Source organism: Streptomyces sp. JJ36, assembly GCF_021696945.1.
Classification (GTDB): domain Bacteria; phylum Actinomycetota; class Actinomycetes; order Streptomycetales; family Streptomycetaceae; genus Streptomyces.
This window is the reverse complement of sequence record NZ_JACYHE010000015.1, coordinates 45,740-62,887: the sequence shown is the minus strand read 5'-3', so window position 1 is coordinate 62,887 and position 17,148 is coordinate 45,740. Positions and strand designations below refer to the sequence as shown.

General features: G+C 74.6%; 15 protein-coding genes and 1 pseudogene. 12 read left to right on the top strand and 4 right to left on the bottom strand.

The window, feature by feature from the left end:
* The first annotated feature begins 98 nt into the window (after positions 1-98).
* From HOY81_RS08965 to HOY81_RS27320, 8 genes and pseudogenes are all read left to right on the top strand, one after another.
* Positions 99-1,070 (top strand): YafY family protein, encoded by a 972-nt coding sequence (locus HOY81_RS08965; RefSeq protein ID WP_237319715.1) that lies wholly within the window; start codon positions 99-101, stop codon positions 1,068-1,070.
* Between the two features lie 16 nt (positions 1,071-1,086).
* Positions 1,087-2,037, top strand: a complete 951-nt coding sequence (locus HOY81_RS08960; RefSeq protein ID WP_237319714.1) for a YafY family protein — start codon at positions 1,087-1,089, stop codon at positions 2,035-2,037.
* A 233-nt stretch (positions 2,038-2,270) separates the two neighbouring features.
* Positions 2,271-2,462, top strand: a complete 192-nt coding sequence (locus HOY81_RS08955; RefSeq protein WP_237319713.1) for a hypothetical protein — start codon at positions 2,271-2,273, stop codon at positions 2,460-2,462.
* Positions 2,463-2,627: 165 nt separating this feature from the next.
* The gene (gene tatA / locus HOY81_RS08950) at positions 2,628-2,924 is read left to right on the top strand and encodes a Sec-independent protein translocase subunit TatA (protein ID WP_237319712.1); all 297 of its coding nucleotides are present in this window, start codon (positions 2,628-2,630) and stop codon (positions 2,922-2,924) included.
* A gap of 38 nt (positions 2,925-2,962) precedes the next feature.
* Positions 2,963-3,913: a twin-arginine translocase subunit TatC gene (gene tatC, locus HOY81_RS08945; RefSeq protein WP_237319711.1), complete on the top strand. Its 951-nt coding sequence runs from the start codon at positions 2,963-2,965 to the stop codon at positions 3,911-3,913.
* Positions 3,914-3,930: 17 nt separating this feature from the next.
* Complete coding sequence (locus HOY81_RS08940; protein ID WP_237319710.1) at positions 3,931-4,821, top strand: diacylglycerol kinase family protein; 891 nt, start codon at positions 3,931-3,933, stop codon at positions 4,819-4,821.
* 42 nt (positions 4,822-4,863) lie between these two features.
* Positions 4,864-7,668, top strand: coding sequence for an RNA helicase (locus HOY81_RS08935; protein ID WP_237319709.1), 2,805 nt, complete (start codon positions 4,864-4,866; stop codon positions 7,666-7,668).
* 259 nt (positions 7,669-7,927) lie between these two features.
* Positions 7,928-8,230, top strand: a pseudogene (locus tag HOY81_RS27320) (Ca2+-dependent phosphoinositide-specific phospholipase C); the annotation flags it as partial.
* Between the two features lie 111 nt (positions 8,231-8,341).
* On the opposite strand, the gene HOY81_RS08925 reads toward HOY81_RS27320, so the two are convergent.
* The gene (locus tag HOY81_RS08925; RefSeq protein ID WP_237319751.1) at positions 8,342-9,247 is read right to left on the bottom strand and encodes a 5'-3' exonuclease; all 906 of its coding nucleotides are present in this window, start codon (positions 9,245-9,247) and stop codon (positions 8,342-8,344) included.
* 107 nt (positions 9,248-9,354) lie between these two features.
* Between HOY81_RS08925 and HOY81_RS08920 the strand changes: the two genes are divergently transcribed.
* Entirely contained in the window at positions 9,355-10,125 is a 771-nt protein-coding gene (locus HOY81_RS08920; RefSeq protein ID WP_237319708.1) for a helical backbone metal receptor, read from the top strand.
* 252 nt (positions 10,126-10,377) lie between these two features.
* Here the strand turns inward: HOY81_RS08920 and HOY81_RS08915 are convergent, their stop codons facing one another.
* The 3 genes from HOY81_RS08915 to HOY81_RS08905 all read right to left on the bottom strand — a co-directional run bounded on the left by HOY81_RS08915 (position 10,378) and on the right by HOY81_RS08905 (position 13,518).
* Positions 10,378-11,088 (bottom strand): gamma-glutamyl-gamma-aminobutyrate hydrolase family protein, encoded by a 711-nt coding sequence (locus tag HOY81_RS08915; RefSeq protein ID WP_237319707.1) that lies wholly within the window; start codon positions 11,086-11,088, stop codon positions 10,378-10,380.
* A 58-nt stretch (positions 11,089-11,146) separates the two neighbouring features.
* Positions 11,147-12,631, bottom strand: coding sequence for an ethanolamine permease (gene eat, locus HOY81_RS08910; RefSeq protein ID WP_237319706.1), 1,485 nt, complete (start codon positions 12,629-12,631; stop codon positions 11,147-11,149).
* 152 nt (positions 12,632-12,783) lie between these two features.
* Positions 12,784-13,518 (bottom strand): FadR/GntR family transcriptional regulator, encoded by a 735-nt coding sequence (locus HOY81_RS08905; RefSeq protein ID WP_237319705.1) that lies wholly within the window; start codon positions 13,516-13,518, stop codon positions 12,784-12,786.
* 67 nt (positions 13,519-13,585) lie between these two features.
* Between HOY81_RS08905 and HOY81_RS08900 the strand changes: the two genes are divergently transcribed.
* Genes HOY81_RS08900 through HOY81_RS08890 form a run of 3 tightly spaced genes read left to right on the top strand, consistent with a single transcriptional unit; the run spans position 13,586 to position 17,123 of the window.
* Positions 13,586-14,959, top strand: a complete 1,374-nt coding sequence (locus HOY81_RS08900; protein WP_237319704.1) for a glutamine synthetase family protein — start codon at positions 13,586-13,588, stop codon at positions 14,957-14,959.
* An 11-nt stretch (positions 14,960-14,970) separates the two neighbouring features.
* On the top strand, positions 14,971-16,338 hold the full coding sequence (locus HOY81_RS08895) for an aldehyde dehydrogenase (protein ID WP_237319703.1): 1,368 nt from the start codon (positions 14,971-14,973) through the stop codon (positions 16,336-16,338).
* Positions 16,335-17,123 carry a 3-oxoacyl-ACP reductase gene (locus tag HOY81_RS08890; RefSeq protein WP_237319702.1) on the top strand — a complete coding sequence of 263 codons (789 nt, stop codon included), beginning with the start codon at positions 16,335-16,337 and terminating at the stop codon, positions 17,121-17,123. The genes HOY81_RS08895 and HOY81_RS08890 overlap by 4 nt, the downstream gene beginning before the upstream one ends.
* Positions 17,124-17,148: the final 25 nt, after the last annotated feature.

Here is a 17,148-nt window from a genome sequence, read left to right as displayed (position 1 = left end):
ACCCCCGCCGTCACGGCGGGGGTCCTCGGCTTTGGCGGCGGCGCCGCGGAGCGGTACGGTCAACTGCCGAGAGCAGAATGAGAGAGGGCAAGGGTTCCATGGCGATTGCCAAGGCCGAGCGGCTGATGAACCTGGCGCTGTGCCTGCTGGGAGCCCGGCGCCCGCTCACCAAGCGCGAGCTGCGCGGCTCCATCGAGGCCTATCTGGAGGCGGGGAGCGACGAGTCCTTCAACCGCATGTTCGAGCGGGACAAGGACGATCTGCGCGAGCTCGGTCTCGTCATCGACACCGTGGAGAACCTGGAGGGCGAGCCGGGCTATCTCGCCCGCCGGGACAGCAACCGCCTGCCGCCCGTGACCCTGGACGCCGCGGAGGCCGCGGCGCTCGGCCTGGCCGCCCGGGTGTGGCAGCAGGCGCGGCTGGCCGGCGCCGCCAGCGGGGCGCTGCACAAGCTGCGTGCGGCCGGTGGCATGCCGCAGGCCGAGGACGCCGCGTCGCCGGGGCGGCTCCAGCCGTACGGCGCCCTGGAGCCGCGGATCCCGGCGCGGGAGGCCGCCTTCGAGCCGCTGATGCTGGCGTGCCGGGACCGCCGCCCGGTCCAGTTCGACTACCGCAAGTCCAACGCGGCCCGCCCCGAGCGCCGCAGCGTGGAACCGTGGACCCTGGAGTGCTGGCGCGGCCACTGGTATCTGGCCGGCTACGACCGGGAACGGCGGGACGAGCGGGTCTTCCGCCTCTCCCGCATCACCGGGCCGGTGCGTTCCCGCGCGGGTGCCTTCACCGCTCCGGTACCGGACCAGGTGCGGGTCCGGGAGACCGTCGAGCGGTGGGCGGGGGAGAGCGCCACCGCCACCGCCCGCATCCGGCTGCGCCGGGACGCCGGCTATCCGCTGCGGGCCCGGGCGAGCGAGGTGCGTGAGCTGCCGGACGGCTGGGACGAGCTGGAGATCCCGTACGGCCACGGGCTGGACGCCTGGCTGGTGGAGTTCGGGCCGGACGTGGTGGTGCTGGAGCCCGCGGAGCTGCGGGCCGGGGTCGTGGACCGGCTGCGGGCCGTGGCCAAGGGCTGAGGGGGAGAAGAGGACCATGGCGCCGAACGCCATCGACCAGACCCGCCGGATGCTGTCGCTGGTGACCTATCTGCGGGACCGCCCCGGCGCCCGGGTGGAGGACGTCGCCCGCGCCTTCGGCATCACCGTGGACGAACTGGTCTCCGATCTGGACGTGCTGCCCCTGTGCGGGACCAGCTTCCGCGGCGGGGACCTGCTGGAGATCGACACCGACGGCGAGCGGATCTGGTGGCGCAACGCCGACGACGTCGCCGAGCCGCTGCGCATCGCCGCCGACGAGGCCATCGCGCTGCTGGTCGCCGCCCGGGCGGTGGCGACGCTGCCCGGGCTGCGGGAGAGCGACCGGGACGCGCTGCTGCGGGCCACCGCCAAGCTGGAGGCGGCCGCGGGGGAGACGGCGGGCGCCAGCTCCCGGCTGTCGGTCACCTTCGAGTCCGAGGGCGGCGTCTTCGCGGACGTGGACCGGGCCATCGCCGAGCGCCGCCGGCTGTGGCTGCGCTACTACTCGCCGGCGCGGGACGAGCTCACCGAGCGGGAGATCGACCCCATCCGGCTGTTCGCCGTCGGGCACACCTACGTCGAGGCGTGGTGCCGCCGCACCGAGGCCCGGCGTACGTTCCGGCTGGACCGGGTCGCCGAGATCCGGCTGCTGGAGGAGCCGGCCGACCCGCCGCCGATCGAGCCGCGGGACCTGTCCGCGGGGCTGGTGCAGCCCGCGCCCGGGGACCCCGAGGTGGTGGTCGAGGTGGGCCCGGGCGGCCGCTGGGTCGCCGAGTACTACCCGCACGACAGCGCCGAGGAACTGTCCGACGGCGGCCTGCGGATCACCCTGCGCACCCCGGACCCGGCGTCGCTGCGGCGGCTGGCCCTCCGGCTCGGTCCGGACGGGCACATCACCTCCCCGCGGGAGCTCGCGGAGAGCGCCCGCGAGGCCGCCCGGCAGGCACTGGCGGCCTACGGGGAGTAGGCACGGCCGTGGCGGGGGACCAGGCGCGGTCCCCGTGGCGGGCGCAGGTGCGGCGCAGGCCCCGTGGTCCGCGCCGTCCTCGCGGCTCCCGCCCCGCGGGCGACCGCGCGGCGGGCACCGGCGGGATCCGCGCCGCCGTCGTGGGGACCGGCCGCCGCGGCGGCACCCGGCCGAACCCGCCGGGCAGCCTGTCCGCCTCCGCCGCCCGGCCCGGGAGGGCTTAGGCTCGGCCCATGCTCTGGCCCATGTTCTTCCTCACCCTCGCCTTCTGCGGAATCGCCGTGCTCGGAGTCCTCGCCGTCCGGGTGGGCTTGGAGGTCCGTCGGTTCGCGGCCGCAGTGGGCGACAGTTCGGAGCGGATCGCACGGGCCGCCGAGGAGCTGGAGGAGGCCGCGGCCTCCTGCGCACGGTCCGCCGGGCGGTAGTCTGGACGGGCTGCGTTCTGCGCACAGGGTCGGGTACCGGGAGTATGCACGGGCATTGCCCCGCGTTCACTCCCCAGGGTTACGATCGCTGTCAGCATGACGCAGCCCGTCCGATTCACACGGCAGGCAAGGACTCACGCCGCCTCGGCGAGAAGGTAGTGGCACATGATCGGCAATCTGAGGCCCATGGAGATCGTCCTGATCCTCCTTGTCATCCTGCTGCTGTTCGGCGCCAAGAAGCTCCCGGACATGGCTCGTTCCCTCGGCAAGTCGGCCCGCATCCTCAAGAGCGAGGCCAAGGCCATGAAGAAGGACGGCGGCGAGGGCGGCGACGGCGACAAGGACTCCGGCCAGGCGAACGCCCAGCAGTCGGCTCCGAAGACCATCCAGGCGGCGCCGGGCGACGTCGGCAGCTCCCGCCCCGTGAGCGAGCCGAGCAACCAGTCGACCCAGCAGAACTGACCTGCCCGACCCGACCCGACTGACACCGAGGACATGGGTTGCTCAAGTCCGCCCGCACGAAGGGTAAGAAGCCGCCGAGGGACCCCGAGGGCCGGATGCCGCTCGCGGAGCACCTGCGGGAGCTGCGCAACCGCCTGACCAAGGCGGTGCTGGCGATCCTCGCCGTCACGATCGGCTGCGCCTTCTTCTACAAGGACATCGTCTCCTTTCTCGTGGAGCCGTTGCTGAGTTCCGTGGGCTGTGAGAACGGCACCGGACGGACCGACACCGGTGAGGCCTGCGCCGTGCTGACGGTCGACGGCCTTCTGGGGCCCTTCACCATCGCGCTCAAGGTGTCCCTGATGTCCGGGCTGGTCATCGCCACGCCGGTCTGGCTCTACCAGCTCTGGGCCTTCCTCGCGCCGGGACTGCACCAGCACGAGCGCAAGTACGCGCTGTGGTTCGTCGGCGCGGGTGCTCCGCTCTTCGTCGGCGGTGCCGTCCTGGCGTACAAGATCATGCCGCAGACCGCTCAGGTGCTGCTGCAGTTCACCCCTGAGGACGCCCAGAACCTGCTCCGGGTGGACGACTATCTCGACATCGTGACGCGGATGGTCGTCGTCTTCGGTCTCGCCTTCGAGCTGCCCCTGATACTGGTGATGCTCAACCTCAGCGGGGTGCTCTCCGGGAAGCGCATGCTGCACTGGTGGCGGGCCATGGTGCTCGGCATCGCTGTCTTCGCGGCGGTCGCCACGCCCGGCGGCGAGCCGCTGACCATGATCACTCTCACCGCGCCGATCGTACTGCTCTACTTCGCCGCTGTGGGCTTCTCGCTGCTCAACGACCGGCGGCGCAACCGCCGCGACCCCTATGCCGGGCTGGACGACGACGAGGCGTCGGTCCTCGACCACACCCCGGAGGCCGTCGGCGCGGCCGAGGCGCTGCCCTCGGCGGGCGAGGCGGACGGTGACGGGGCGCGACGCCGGGACGGCTTCGACGACGCCACGTGACCGGCTAGTGTCACCGCGTGACAGAGATCACGCTCTTCGTCAACCCCGCGGCGGACCGCGGCCGGGCCGCGCACGCTCCGGAGCCGGCCGCGCGGGTGCTGCGCGCGGCCGGGTTCGCCGTCCGCACGGTGGCCGGCCGGGACGCCGCCGAGGGCCTGGACCGGGCTCGCGCGGCCGTCGCGTCCGGCACCTCGGCACTGGTGGGCGTCGGCGGTGACGGGCTGGCCTCCCTCGCCTTCCGGGCGGTGGCCGGCACCGGCGTGCCGCTCGGGCTGGTGGCTGCCGGGACCTGCAACGACTTCGCGCGCACCCTCGGCCTGCCGCTGCGCGACCCGCGGGCCGCTGCCCGGGTGATCGCCGGGGCGCTGCGGGACGGCCGGATCCGGAGCACCGACCTGGCCCGGGTGGGGGAGCGGCTGTACGGCACGGTGCTGGGCGCCGGCTTCGACTCCCGGGCCAACGCGCGCGGCAACCGGATGCGCGGACCGCTCGGCCCGCTCCGCTACGACCTCGCCGCGCTGGCCGAGCTGGCGGCACTGCGGTCCGTACGCTTCCGGATCACGCTGGACGGCGGAAAGCCCCGGGAGCTGGACACCACCCTGGTCGCCGTCGGCAACGGTCCCTCGTACGGCGGAGGCATGCGCATCTGTCCCGGCGCCCGGCCGGACGACGGGCTGCTGGACGTCACCGTGGTGCGGGCCTGCTCCCGCCGCACGCTGCTGCGGCTGCTCGCCGGTGTGCGCCGCGGCACACACCTGGGGAACCCGGCCGTGGACGTGCACCGGGCGCACACCGTCGCCCTGGAGGCGCCAGGCGTGACGGCCTACGCCGACGGGGAGCCCGTCGGGCCGCTCCCGCTCACCGTGCGCAGCGTGCCGGGCGCGGTACGCGTCCTGGCCCGGCAATGAGATCGAGTTCCGGCGGGGGTGACCGGTAGGCTCGTAGGCACGATGACCGAGGACCTGTCCCCCGCAGAGCGGTACGCCGAGGCCCGGAGGCGGGCCCGGGACCGTGCCACCGCTCTCGCCCCCTTCCGCGACCTGTACGATTTCGAGCTGGACGACTTCCAGATCGAGGCCTGCCAAGCCCTCGAGGCCGGCAACGGCGTGCTGGTCGCCGCGCCGACCGGCTCCGGCAAGACCATCGTCGGGGAGTTCGCCGTCCATCTGGCGCTGGCCCGGGGCCGCAAGTGTTTCTACACCACGCCGATCAAGGCGTTGTCGAACCAGAAGTACAACGACCTGGTCCGCCGCTACGGCGCGGACCGGGTGGGCCTGCTCACCGGCGACAACAGCGTGAACGGCGACGCACCCGTGATCGTGATGACCACCGAGGTGCTGCGGAACATGCTCTACGCGGGCTCGCAGGCGCTGCTCGGGCTCGGCTACGTGGTGATGGACGAGGTGCACTACCTCTCCGACCGGTTCCGCGGCGCCGTATGGGAGGAGGTGATCATCCATCTGCCGGAGTCGGTGACGCTGGTGTCGCTCTCGGCCACGGTCTCCAACGCCGAGGAGTTCGGCGACTGGCTGGACACCGTCCGCGGCGACACCGAGGTGATCGTCTCCGAGCACCGCCCGGTGCCGCTGTGGCAGCACATGCTCGCCGGCCGGCGGATGTACGACCTCTTCGAGGAGAAGGGCGACAAGAAGGAGGTCAATCCGGACCTCGTCCGCATGGCCCGGATGGAGAACAGCCGTTCGCCCGCACCCCGGGACCGGCGCCGGGCCCGGCCGCGCCGGGAGGCCGACCGGGAGCGGGAGCGGCGGCAGCGCGCCCGGGTGTGGACGCCCAGCCGCGCCGAGGTCATCGACCGGCTCGACGCCGAGGGGCTGCTCCCCGCCATCACCTTCATCTTCAGCCGCGCCGGCTGCGAGGCGGCGGTCCAGCAGTGCCTCTACTCCGGGCTGCGGCTGAACGACGCCTCCGAGCGCACCCTCGTCCGGCAGATCGTCGAGGAGCGCACCGCGGACATCGCCGACGAGGACCTGCACGTCCTCGGCTACTTCGAGTGGCTGGAGGGGCTGGAGCGGGGGCTCGCCGCACACCACGCGGGCATGCTGCCGACCTTCAAGGAGGTCGTGGAGGAACTCTTCGTGCGCGGCCTGGTGAAGGCCGTCTTCGCCACCGAGACGCTGGCACTCGGCATCAACATGCCGGCCCGCTCGGTGGTGCTGGAGAAGCTCGTCAAGTGGAACGGCGAGCAGCACGTCGACATCACCCCGGGCGAGTTCACCCAGCTCACCGGGCGGGCCGGGCGCCGCGGCATCGACATCGAGGGGCACGCCGTGGTGCTGTGGCAGCGCGGCATGGACCCCGCCGCGGTGGCCGGGCTGGCCGGCGCCCGCACCTATCCGCTGCGTTCCTCCTTCAAGCCGTCGTACAACATGGCGGTCAACCTGGTGGGGCAGTTCGGGCGGCACCGTTCGCGGGAGCTGCTGGAGACCTCCTTCGCCCAGTTCCAGGCGGACCGTTCGGTGGTCGGCATCTCCCGGCAGGTGCAGCGCAACGAGGAGGGCATGGAGGGCTACCGCGCCTCCATGACCTGCCACCTGGGCGACTTCGACGAGTACGCGCGGCTGCGCCGGGCCCTGAAGGACCGGGAGACCGAACTCGCCAAGCAGGGCGCCGCGCAGCGCCGGGCCCAGGCCGCGGCGGCCCTGGAGAAGCTGCGGCCGGGCGACATCATCCACGTGCCCACCGGCAAGTTCGCCGGGCTGGCCGTGGTCCTCGACCCGGGCACCGCGGCCGGGCGCAGCCCCGGGCACCGCGGGTTCGACCACCACGACGGGCCGCGGCCGCTGGTGCTGACCGCCCAGCGGCAGGTGAAGCGGCTGGCGTCGATCGACTTCCCGGTGCCGGTCGAGCCGCTGGAGCGGATGCGGATCCCGAAGTCCTTCAACGCGCGCAGCCCGCAGTCCCGCCGCGACCTGGCCTCCGCGCTGCGCACCAAGGCCGGCCACCACGAGCCGCAGCGGCACCGCAGAAAGCGTTCCGAGGCCGCGGACGACGCCGAGATCGCCCGGCTGCGCGCCGAGATCCGGCGGCACCCGTGCCACGGCTGCGACCAGCGCGAGGACCACGCCCGCTGGGCGGAGCGGTACCACCGGCTGCGCCGGGACACCCGCCAGCTCGAGCGGCGCATCGAGGGCCGTACGAACACCATCGCCCGGACCTTCGACCGGGTCTGCGCACTGCTGACCGAGCTGGAGTACCTGGACGGCGACCGGGTGACCGAGGACGGGCAGCGGCTGGCCCGGCTCTACGGCGAGCTGGACCTGCTCGCGTCGGAGTGCCTGCGGGAAGGCGTCTGGGAGGGGCTGCCCCCCGGCGAACTCGCCGCCTGCGTCTCCGCGCTGGTGTACGAGTCCCGGGCGGCGGACGACGCGCTGCCGCCCCGGCTGCCCGGAGGCCGGGCCCGCGCCGCGCTGGGCGAGATGGTGCGCATCTGGGGGCGGCTGGACGCCCTGGAGGAGGAGCACGGCGTCACCGCCACGGAGGGCGTCGGGCAGCGCGAGCCGGACCTGGGCTTCGCCTGGGCGGCGTACCGCTGGACGGAGGGGCACGGCCTGGACGCCGTGCTGCGTGACGCGGAGATGCCCGCCGGGGACTTCGTCCGCTGGTGCAAGCAGGTCATCGACGTGCTGGGGCAGCTCTCCGCCGCCGCACCGGAGGCCGGCACGGTGCCGAAGAACGCCCGCCGGGCGATCGACGGCATGCTGCGCGGCGTCGTCGCCTACAGCTCCGTCGGCTGACCGTCCCCGGGCAGTCGCGCTCTCCGGCGTGGCCCGGAGGCCGCCGCGGTGGCGGGAGCGCGTCGTTCCGTGCTGTTCCGTGCCGTCGCGTGCCGATGCCGGGCGTACGGCGCCGGGACCGTGCACCGGGTGTTCAGTTCCCGGCCGCCGGGGCGGTGTTGCTTCTCCGCGCGGCCGGCGGCATGTTGTGGCGTCCGTACACCCCGGCCCGGAGGTCGTCCGTGCGCAGGCATCCCCGCAGCAGAAACCGGCTCCGCCGATGGCCTCCGCCGCGACCGCGCTCGCCGCCGTCGCGGCGCTTCCGTCCGCCGCGCAGGCCGGCCCGGAGCGCTCCGCCCACGCCCTGCGGCTCAACCAGATCCAGGCCATGGCGACCCACAACAGCTACCACCGGGAGGTCTCCTTCGCCGAGCAGAAGGTGAGGGAGCAGCACGACCCCGGGTTCGGCAACCTGCTGTACAGCCACGGCTCGCTCCCGGTGCAGTTGAAGCGCCAGCGGGTGCGGGGCATCGAACTGGACGTCTTCCCGGACCCGGAGGGCGGGCTGTACGCCGGCCCGCAGGGCCGCCGGCCTGCCCGCGCCGGCCGACCCGGCCTGGCGGCGGCCGCTGGAACGCTGAGCGCCGTCTCCTGCTCCGCCTCCACCGCGCGCCTGCCGCTCCCGCACTCGGGCTCAGCCGCCGAGCACCGTGCGCAGCCGCTCCAGCGAGCCGCCCAGCCCCCAGCGGACGGCCAGGGACTCCAGTGCGCGCGGGTCCCGGGGCGCCGCCGGCAGCGCGGACTCGAAGCCGGGCAGCGGCACGTCGTCGGCCACCCGGACCACCCGCGGCGCCACCGCCAGATACGGGCGCGCCTCCTCCAGCCGCCGCCGCTGCGCGGGGGTGAGCTTCGAGCCGGGGTCGGCGGCCGCCGCCAGGACGCCCGCCAGATCCCCGTGCGCGGTCAGCAGCTTCGCCGCCGTCTTCTCGCCGATGCCGGGCACTCCCGGGAGCCCGTCGCTGGGGTCGCCGCGGAGCAGGGCCAGTTCGGCGTACCGCGGCCCGTCCACGCCGTACTTCTCGTGCAGTGCGGCCTCGTCCATGACGGTGAGGTTCCCCATCCCCTTCACGGGATAGAGCACCCGGACCGCACGGGCGTCGTCGACGAGCTGGAACAGATCGCGGTCCCCGGTGACGATGTCGACCGGCCCGTCCGCCCGGCGGGTCAGGGTCCCGATGACGTCGTCCGCCTCGTACCCCTCCGCGCCCACCCGGGCGATGCCCAGCGCGTCCAGCACCTCGTCGATCACCGGCACCTGCGGCGAGAGGGTGTCCGGCACCTCCTCCGTGTCGGGCCCCTCCGCGGCCTCCTCCGCCACCCGGTGCGCCTTGTAGGAGGGGATCAGCTCGACCCGCCACTGCGGGCGCCAGTCGAAGTCCATGCAGGCCACCAGGGCGTCCGGGCGGTGGTCCTGCACCAGCCGGGCGATGAAGTCCAGCAACCCGCGCACCGCGTTGACCGGGGTGCCGTCGGGGGCCCGCACCGACTCCGGCACCCCGAAGTAGGCACGGAAGTAGAGGGACGCGGTGTCCAGCAGCATCAGGCGAGCAGTCCGTGAAGTCGTCACGCCCCGATCATGCCGTACGGCGGTGACAGCCGGGGCCGGGCGGGGCGCGGGGCCGGTGCGCGACGGCGTACGGTGCCCCCATGGCCGCCCTCGATACCGCACACCCGTCCGGACGGCGCGGCGGCGGTGTGCGCCGCGTCGTCTCCCTGGTCCCCTCGCTTACCGAGGCGGTGGCCGCGACGCGGCCGGAGCTGCTGGTGGGGGCGACCGACTGGTGCACCCACCCGGCCGGGCTGGACGTGGCCCGGGTGCGCGGCACCAAGAACCCGGACCTGGAGCGGATCACGGCGCTCGCGCCGGACCTCGTTCTCGCCAACGAGGAGGAGAACCGCGCCCCCGACCTGGAGGCGCTGCGCGCGGCCGGGCTCCGGGTGCTCGTCACGGAGATCCGCACGCTCCCGCAGGCGTTCGCGGAGCTGCGGCGGGTGCTCGTCGACGGGTGCGGACAGCCCGCCCCGGCCTGGCTGGAGGAGGCGGCCGCAGCGTGGCACGGGCTCCGCGCGGAGTTCGCGGTGTCCGCGGTGGTGCCGGTGTGGCGGCGGCCGTGGATGGTGCTCGGCCGGGACACCTTCGCCGGGGATCTGCTGGCCCGTCTGGGCGTACGGAACGTCTACGCCGGGCACGCCGAGCGCTACCCGCGGGTCCCCCTGGCCGAGCTGGCCGCGCCGGGGCGCGCCGGGCTCGTGGTGCTGCCCGACGAGCCGTACCGCTTCACGGCGGACGACGGGCCGGAGGCGTTCCCCGGAATGCCGGCGGCGCTGGTCGACGGCCGGTACCTGACCTGGTACGGCCCCTCGCTGCGGGAGGCGCCCCGCGTCCTCGCCGCGGCCGTGCGCGCGGCGTTGCGCTGAGCGGGCGGCCGCAGGGGCGGCTCGACCACAGCGCGGTGGTGCGGCCGCCCGGGCGCCGTACGCCGGCGTGGCCACCGTGGCCGCGCTGCCCGCGGCCGGCTGCCGTGGCGGGGGACCGGCCCGCCGTTGCGGACCGGGGGACCGGGCGCGGCCGAACGCGTGACAGGCGTTCCCGGCCGCCGCGGGGCTGCCCCCGGACGGTGCGGCAGGCGGGTCCCGGCGGTCTCCGGGGCCCGTGCCTGGACGGCGCGATCAGCCCCGGCGGGCTGCGGCGCGGCCGGTGAGCGCGCGGAGAACGCGCAGGTCCGTGCCCGCCTCCGGGTGCCACTGGACCGCCAGCGTCCAGCCTCCGGCGCCGGGCGCCTCCAGCGCCTCCACCGTTCCGTCCTCCGCCCGCGCCCCCGCCACCAGGCCGGAGCCGAGGCGGTCGACGGCCTGGTGGTGGTAGGCCGGTACGGCGACCGGCTCCGGCAGCAGGCGCGCCAGCTCGGTGCCGGGCACCGGCACCACCGTGTGCTCGGCGAAGACCCCGGCGGGCCCGCCGGGCGGCCCGCCGTGACCCTCCAGGTGCTGCACCAGGGTGCCGCCGCAGGCGACGTTGAGGAGCTGCATGCCCCGGCAGACGCCGAGCAGCGGCAGCCCGCTCTCCAGGGCCGCCCCGATCAGGGCCAGCTCCCAGGCGTCCCGTTCCGGCGCCGGGGGGCCGGTCCGCGGGTCCCGGGAGGCGCCGTAGCGGGCAGGGTCGACGTCCGGGCCGCCCGCGATCACCAGCCCGTCCAGCCGGGCGACGGCGGCGGCGGCCGCGCCCGGCGCGGGGTCCGGCGGCAGGAGCACGGCGAGGCCGCCCGCGGCCTGCACCAGCCGGTGGTAGCCGGCGGGCAGCAGCGCGGCGGGCTGCCGCCACACGCCCCAGCGGGCCTCTTCCTCCAGATAGGTGCTGAGGCCGATGAGCGGTCCGGGCATGCGGGATCCCTTCTGCGGTGACGGGGCCTCGGGGCGCGCCGTCGTCCGGGGTTGCGGTTCAGCGTTCCAGCTCCGCCTCGGCCTCGGCCAGCGCGGCGAACTCCTCCTCGGGCGCCGTGGCCACCAGCCGGTGCCGGCTGTAGAAGGTGAAGTAGCCGACGGCCACGACGTAGAGGACCAGCGCGATGCCCGCCGCCTCCGGGTCCACCAGGAAGGTGGCGACGACGGCCGCGCAGGCCAGCACGAAGGCCACCGAGGAGGTGACCGTCCCGCCCGGGGTGCGGTAGGGGCGGTGCAGAGCGGGTTCCCGGCGGCGGAGCACGATGTGCGAGAGGGACATCAGGACGTAGGAGACCGAGGCGCCGAAGACCGCGATGTTCAGCATCCGGGCGCCGTCGCCGGTGGCCGCGGCCAGCCCGAAGCCGACGGCCCCCGGCACCACCAGGCCCAGCCAGGGCGCCTTGCGCCGGCTGGTCAGGGACAGGAAGCGCGGCAGGTAGCCGGCCCGGGAGAGCGCGAAGAGCTGCCGGGAACCGGCGTAGATCAGGGAGAAGAAGGAGGCCACCAGCCCCGCCAGTCCCGCGTAGTTCACGATGCGGCTGAGCACCGTGGAGTTTCCGCCGGAGGCCGTCTCCAGCGCGGCCACCAGCGGGTTGTCCGCGTCCTTCAGCGCGTCGGAGCCGGCCGCGCCCGCCGCGGGCAGCAGGGTCAGCAGTGCCAGCACCACCAGGACGCCGATGGCCAGGGCCATCGCCCGCGGCAGCGACCGTACGGGGTCCCTGGCCTCCTCCGCGGCGAGCGGCACTCCCTCGATGCCGAGGAAGAACCACATGCCGAACGGGAAGGCCGCCCAGATGCCCAGCAGGCCGAAGGGAAGCCAGGAGCTCGACCCCGCGGCGGCGTGGTCGACGGGGATGTCGTCGAGCGCGCCGGCGTCGAAGTGGGCCAGGGCACCGGCGCAGAAGACCAGCAGTGCGGCCACCGCGATCCCGGTCACCACGAAGCTGAAGCGCAGCGCCTCCCCGACGCCCCACAGGTGGACGCCGATGAAGAGCGCGAAGCAGGCGAGGTAGACGGGCCAGCCGGACTCCAGCCCGAACAGCCCGAGGGACTCGACATAGCCGCCGATGAAGACGGAGATCGCGGCCGGCGCCAGGACGTACTCGATGAGGATGGCGGTGCCGGTCAGGAAGCCGCCCCAGGTCCCCAGGGCACGGCGGGCGAAGCCGTAGCCGCCGCCGGCGGTCGGCAGTACGGAGGCGAGCTCGGCCAGCGAGAAGACCATGCACGTGTACATCGCGCCCATCAGCACGGTGGCGACGGCCAGCCCGCCGAAGCCGCCCTCGGCGAGGCCGAAGTTCCACCCGGCGTAGTCGCCGGAGACGACGTAGGCCACGCCGAGCCCGGTCAGCAGCAGCCAGCCGGCGCTGCCGCGCCGCAGCGACCGCCGCTGGAGGTAGGCGTCCCCGGGCGGCGAGCCGGGGGCGCCGCCGCCGGCGGGGACGGCGGGTCCGGGGGCACGGGTTCCGGTTTCCTCGGCCATGAGCGGCTCCTGCCCTGAGCTCTTTTGGTGTGGTCCCATACCATTGCGCTCGGTGCAGAGGTCCGCAAGACCCCCGGACGGAACTCGTGGCGCAGCGGCCCCCGGCGGCGGGCCCGGCAGCCGCCGGCCGGCAGACGGGCCGGTCAGGCCGGTCAAGCAAGGAACCCGCGGAGCAGCGCCGCGGTGCCGGCGCAGTGCTCCCGCGCCACCTCCCGGGCGCCCTCCGCGTCACCCGCGAGCACCGCCTCCACCAGGGCGGTGTGCTGCTGCTGCGCGTGTTCCAGGTTCCGCACCAGCAGCGGGATGCGGTTCAGCAGGTCGTTCAGGGGGGCGCGGACCGCGGCGTACTGCGCGGTCAGGGTGGGGGAGCCGGCGAGCTCCACCAGCGTGAGGTGGAAGAGGGTGTCCCGGCGCCGGTAGTCGTCCGGGGCCGCGTCCCGGGTGGCGTCCAGCGCCGCGCGCAGCCGCTCCGCGCCGTCCGGGGGCAGGCCGTCCGTGGCGCAGAGGCCGGCGGCGCCGGCCTCCAGCACCTCGCGGAACCGCAGCGTGTCCTCCAGTTCTGCCGGCGTCACGGAGAGCGCGCCCGGCTCCCCGGCGGCCGCCGGTTGCGGGTCGCGGACGAAGGTGCCCCCGTACCGGCCGCGCCTGCTGACCACCATGCCCTCGTCCTGGAGGACCCGGAGCACCTCGCGCAGCGTCACCCGGCTGACCCCGAGGCGCTCGGCCAGTTCGCGTTCGGCCGGCAGCCGGTCGCCCGGGGCGACCAGACCCAGCCGGACGACCTGGAGTATCTGCTCCAGCGCCTCCTCGAAGCCGTTGCCCGCCCGCACCGGGCGCAGTACCGGTGCCAGCGGGTCGGCCGCCGCACCGCCGTGGACGCTCTTCATGCCGCCTACTTCCCCATCAAAGGTATCTGTGACTACCTTAAAACTCCGCCGACCTCAGGAGGCCCCCGTGGCAGACCCCGACCGCCATCCTCCCCTCTCCGTCGACGAGCTGCGCAGGCTCGTGGCCGCGGGCGAGACCGACACCGTGGTGCTGGCCTTCACCGACATGCAGGGGAGGCTCCAGGGCAAGCGGTTCGCCGCCCGGTTCTTCCTCGACGAGGTGCTCGCCCACGGCACCGAGGGCTGCAACTACCTCCTCGCCGTCGACGCCGAGATGAACACCGTGGACGGCTACGAGATGTCCTCCTGGGAGCGCGGCTACGGCGACTTCGCCCTGCACGGCGATCCGGCCACCCTGCGCCGCGTCCCCTGGACCCCCGGCACCGCCCTGATGACCGCCGACCTGGCCTGGCACGACGGCTCCCCGGTCGCGGCCTCCCCGCGGCAGATACTGCGCCGCCAGCTCGACCGCCTCGCCGCCCGCGGCTGGACCGCGTACGCCGGCACCGAGCTGGAGTTCATGCTCTTCGAGGACTCCTACGAGCAGGCCTGGGACGGCGGCTACCGCGGGCTCACCCCCGCCAACCGGTACAACGTCGACTACTCGGTACTCGGCACCGGTCGCGTGGAGCCGCTGCTCCGCCGCATCCGCAACGAGATGGGCGGCGCGGGCATGACCGTGGAGTCCGCCAAGGGCGAGTGCAACCTCGGCCAGCACGAGATCGCCTTCCGCTACGCCGACGCCCTCACCACCTGCGACCAGCACGCGCTCTACAAGACCGGCGCCAAGGAGATCGCCGCCCAGGAGGGGCGGGCGCTCACCTTCATGGCCAAGTACGACGAGCGGGAGGGTAACTCCTGCCACATCCACCTGTCGCTGCGCGACGCCGACGGCCGTCCGGTGCTGGCCGACGACACCGCGCCGTACGGGATGTCCGCGGTGATGCGCCACTTCCTCGCCGGCCAGCTCGCCGCCCTGCCGGACCTCACCCTCCTCTACGCGCCCAACATCAACTCCTACAAGCGCTTCCAGCCCGGCTCCTTCGCACCCACCGCCGTCGCCTGGGGACCGGACAACCGCACCTGCGCCCTGCGGGTCGTCGGGCACGGCCCCTCCCACCGGCTGGAGAACCGGGTCCCCGGCGGCGACGTCAACCCGTATCTGGCCGTGGCCGGGATGATCGCCGCCGGGCTGCACGGCGTCGACGAGAAGCTGGAACTGCCGGAGCCCTGCACCGGCAACGCCTACACCGCCGGCGCCGCCCGCGTCCCCGCCACCCTCCGGGACGCCGCGGACCGCTGGCGGGCGAGCCCGCTGGCCCGCGACGCCTTCGGCGAGGAGGTCGTCCGGCACTACGCCCACATGGCCCGGGTCGAGCAGCAGGCCTACGACGCCGCGGTCACCGACTGGGAACGCTACCGCTCCTTCGAACGGATGTGAGGAACCACAGCGTGCACGAGCACCGCATCGTCAACCCCGCCACCGAAGAGGTCGTCGCGACGGTCGCCGCCACCACGCCCGCCGAGGTGGACGCGGCGGTGGCCCGGGCCGCCGCCGCACAGCGGCGCTGGGCCGCGCTGCCGCCCGCCGACCGGGCCCGGCTGCTGCGCCGCTTCGCCGCCGCCGTCGACGACCACCGCGAGGAACTCGCGCAGCTCGAGGTGCGCGAGGCCGGCCACCCGGTCACCAACGCCCGCTGGGAGGCCGGCAACGTCCGCGACCTGCTCGACTACGCAGCGGGCGGCGTGGAGCGCCTCACCGGCCGTCAGATCCCGGTCGACGGCGGGATCGACCTCACCTTCGCCGAGCCGCTGGGCGTCGTCGCCGTGATCGCCCCCTGGAACTTCCCCATGCCGGTGGCCGCCTGGGGCACCGCGCCCGCGCTGGCCGCCGGGAACGCCGTGCTGCTCAAACCCGCCGAGGCCACCCCGCTCACCGCCCTGCGCCTGGCCGAACTCGGCCTGGCGGCCGGGCTGCCGGAGGGGCTGTTCCAGGCGCTCCCCGGCGACGGCCCGGTCACCGGCACCGCCCTCGTCGGCCACCCCGGCGTCGCCAAGGTGGTCTTCACCGGCTCCACGGAGACCGGTGCGGAGATCATGGCCGCCTGCGCCCGCCAGGTGAAGCCGGTCACCCTCGAACTGGGCGGCAAGAGCCCGAACGTGGTCTTCGCCGACGCCGACGTGGAGGCCGCGGCGGCCGCCGCCCCCGCCTCCTTCCTCGACAACACCGGCCAGGACTGCTGCGCCCGCAGCCGCATCCTGGTGGAGCACGGCGTGTACGACCGCTTCCTCGAGCTGCTGGAAGCCGCGGTGAAGACCTTCCGGGCCGGGGACCCGGCCGCGGAGGAGACACGGATGGGTCCGTTGATCTCCGCCGCGCACCGGGAGCGCGTACGGTCCTACGTCCCCGAGGACGCGCCCGCCGCGATCCGCGGCGAGATCCCGGCCGGGCCCGGCTACTGGTACCCGGCGACGGTGCTGGAGGCCGCCCCGGAGGACCGGGCAGCCGTCGAGGAGATCTTCGGGCCGGTGGCCGTGATCATGCCCTTCGAGGACGAGGACGACGCCGTCCGGCTCGCCAACGCCACCGACTACGGCCTCTCCGGGTCCGTGTGGACCCGGGACGCCGGGCGCGCCCTGCGCGTCTCCCGCTCCATCGCCGCGGGCAATCTCTCCGTCAACTCGCACAGCAGCGTGCGCTACAGCACCCCCTTCGGGGGGTATCGCCGATCCGGGCTGGGCCGCGAGCTCGGTCCCGACGCCCTCACCGCCTTCACCCAGACCAAGAACGTCTTCCTGAGCACCGAGGAGCAGCAGTGACGAGCACCCAGGACGCAGTGTGCCGGCGGCTCGTGGGCCGTACCGCCGTGGTCACCGGGGCGGGCAGCGGCATCGGGCTCGCCTCCGCGCGGCGGCTGGCCTCCGAGGGCGCCCACGTGGTGTGCGCCGACATCGACACCGAGCGCGGCAAGGCCGCCGCCGAGGAGACCGGCGGCCTCTTCGTGGCGGCCGACGTCACCGACGCCGGGCAGGTCGCCGCCCTCTACCGCACCGCGCACGAGACCTACGGCTCCGTCGACGTCGCCTTCCACAACGCCGGCATCTCGCCGCCCGACGACGACTCGATCCTCAGCACGGAGCCGGACGCCTGGCACCGGGTGCAGCAGACCAACCTCACCTCCGTCTACCTCTGCTGCCGCGAGGTGCTGCCCTACATGCGCCGGCAGGGGCGCGGCTCGGTCGTCAACACCGCCTCCTTCGTCGCCGTGATGGGCGCCGCCACCTCGCAGATCAGCTACACCGCCTCCAAGGGCGGGGTGCTGGCCATGTCGCGCGAACTGGGCGTCCAGTTCGCCCGGGAGGGCATCCGGGTGAACGCGCTCTGCCCGGGACCCGTCAACACCCCGCTGCTGCAGGAGCTGTTCGCCAAGGACCCGGAGCGCGCCCGGCGGCGCCTGGTGCACGTGCCGGCGGGCCGGTTCGCCGAGGCGGAGGAGATCGCGGCCGCCGTGGCCTTCCTCGCCAGCGACGACGCCTCCTTCGTCAACGCCACCGGCTTCCTGGTGGACGGCGGGATCGCGGGCGCGTACGTGACCCCGCTCTGAGGCGTGGCGGGGCCGCGGGCGGCGC

Excerpts from the sequence above, each read along its gene's own strand:
- HOY81_RS08965 (WP_237319715.1), top strand. The coding sequence starts at position 99 with ATGGCGATTGCCAAGGCCGAGCGGCTGATGAACCTGGCGCTGTGCCTG.
- HOY81_RS08960 (WP_237319714.1), top strand. The coding sequence starts at position 1,087 with ATGGCGCCGAACGCCATCGACCAGACCCGCCGGATGCTGTCGCTGGTG.
- HOY81_RS08955 (WP_237319713.1), top strand. The coding sequence starts at position 2,271 with ATGCTCTGGCCCATGTTCTTCCTCACCCTCGCCTTCTGCGGAATCGCC.
- tatA (WP_237319712.1), top strand. The coding sequence starts at position 2,628 with ATGATCGGCAATCTGAGGCCCATGGAGATCGTCCTGATCCTCCTTGTC.
- HOY81_RS08935 (WP_237319709.1), top strand. The coding sequence starts at position 4,864 with ATGACCGAGGACCTGTCCCCCGCAGAGCGGTACGCCGAGGCCCGGAGG.
- HOY81_RS08925 (WP_237319751.1), bottom strand. The coding sequence starts at position 9,247 with ATGCTGCTGGACACCGCGTCCCTCTACTTCCGTGCCTACTTCGGGGTG.
- HOY81_RS08920 (WP_237319708.1), top strand. The coding sequence starts at position 9,355 with ATGGCCGCCCTCGATACCGCACACCCGTCCGGACGGCGCGGCGGCGGT.
- HOY81_RS08915 (WP_237319707.1), bottom strand. The coding sequence starts at position 11,088 with ATGCCCGGACCGCTCATCGGCCTCAGCACCTATCTGGAGGAAGAGGCC.
- eat (WP_237319706.1), bottom strand. The coding sequence starts at position 12,631 with ATGGCCGAGGAAACCGGAACCCGTGCCCCCGGACCCGCCGTCCCCGCC.
- HOY81_RS08905 (WP_237319705.1), bottom strand. The coding sequence starts at position 13,518 with ATGAAGAGCGTCCACGGCGGTGCGGCGGCCGACCCGCTGGCACCGGTA.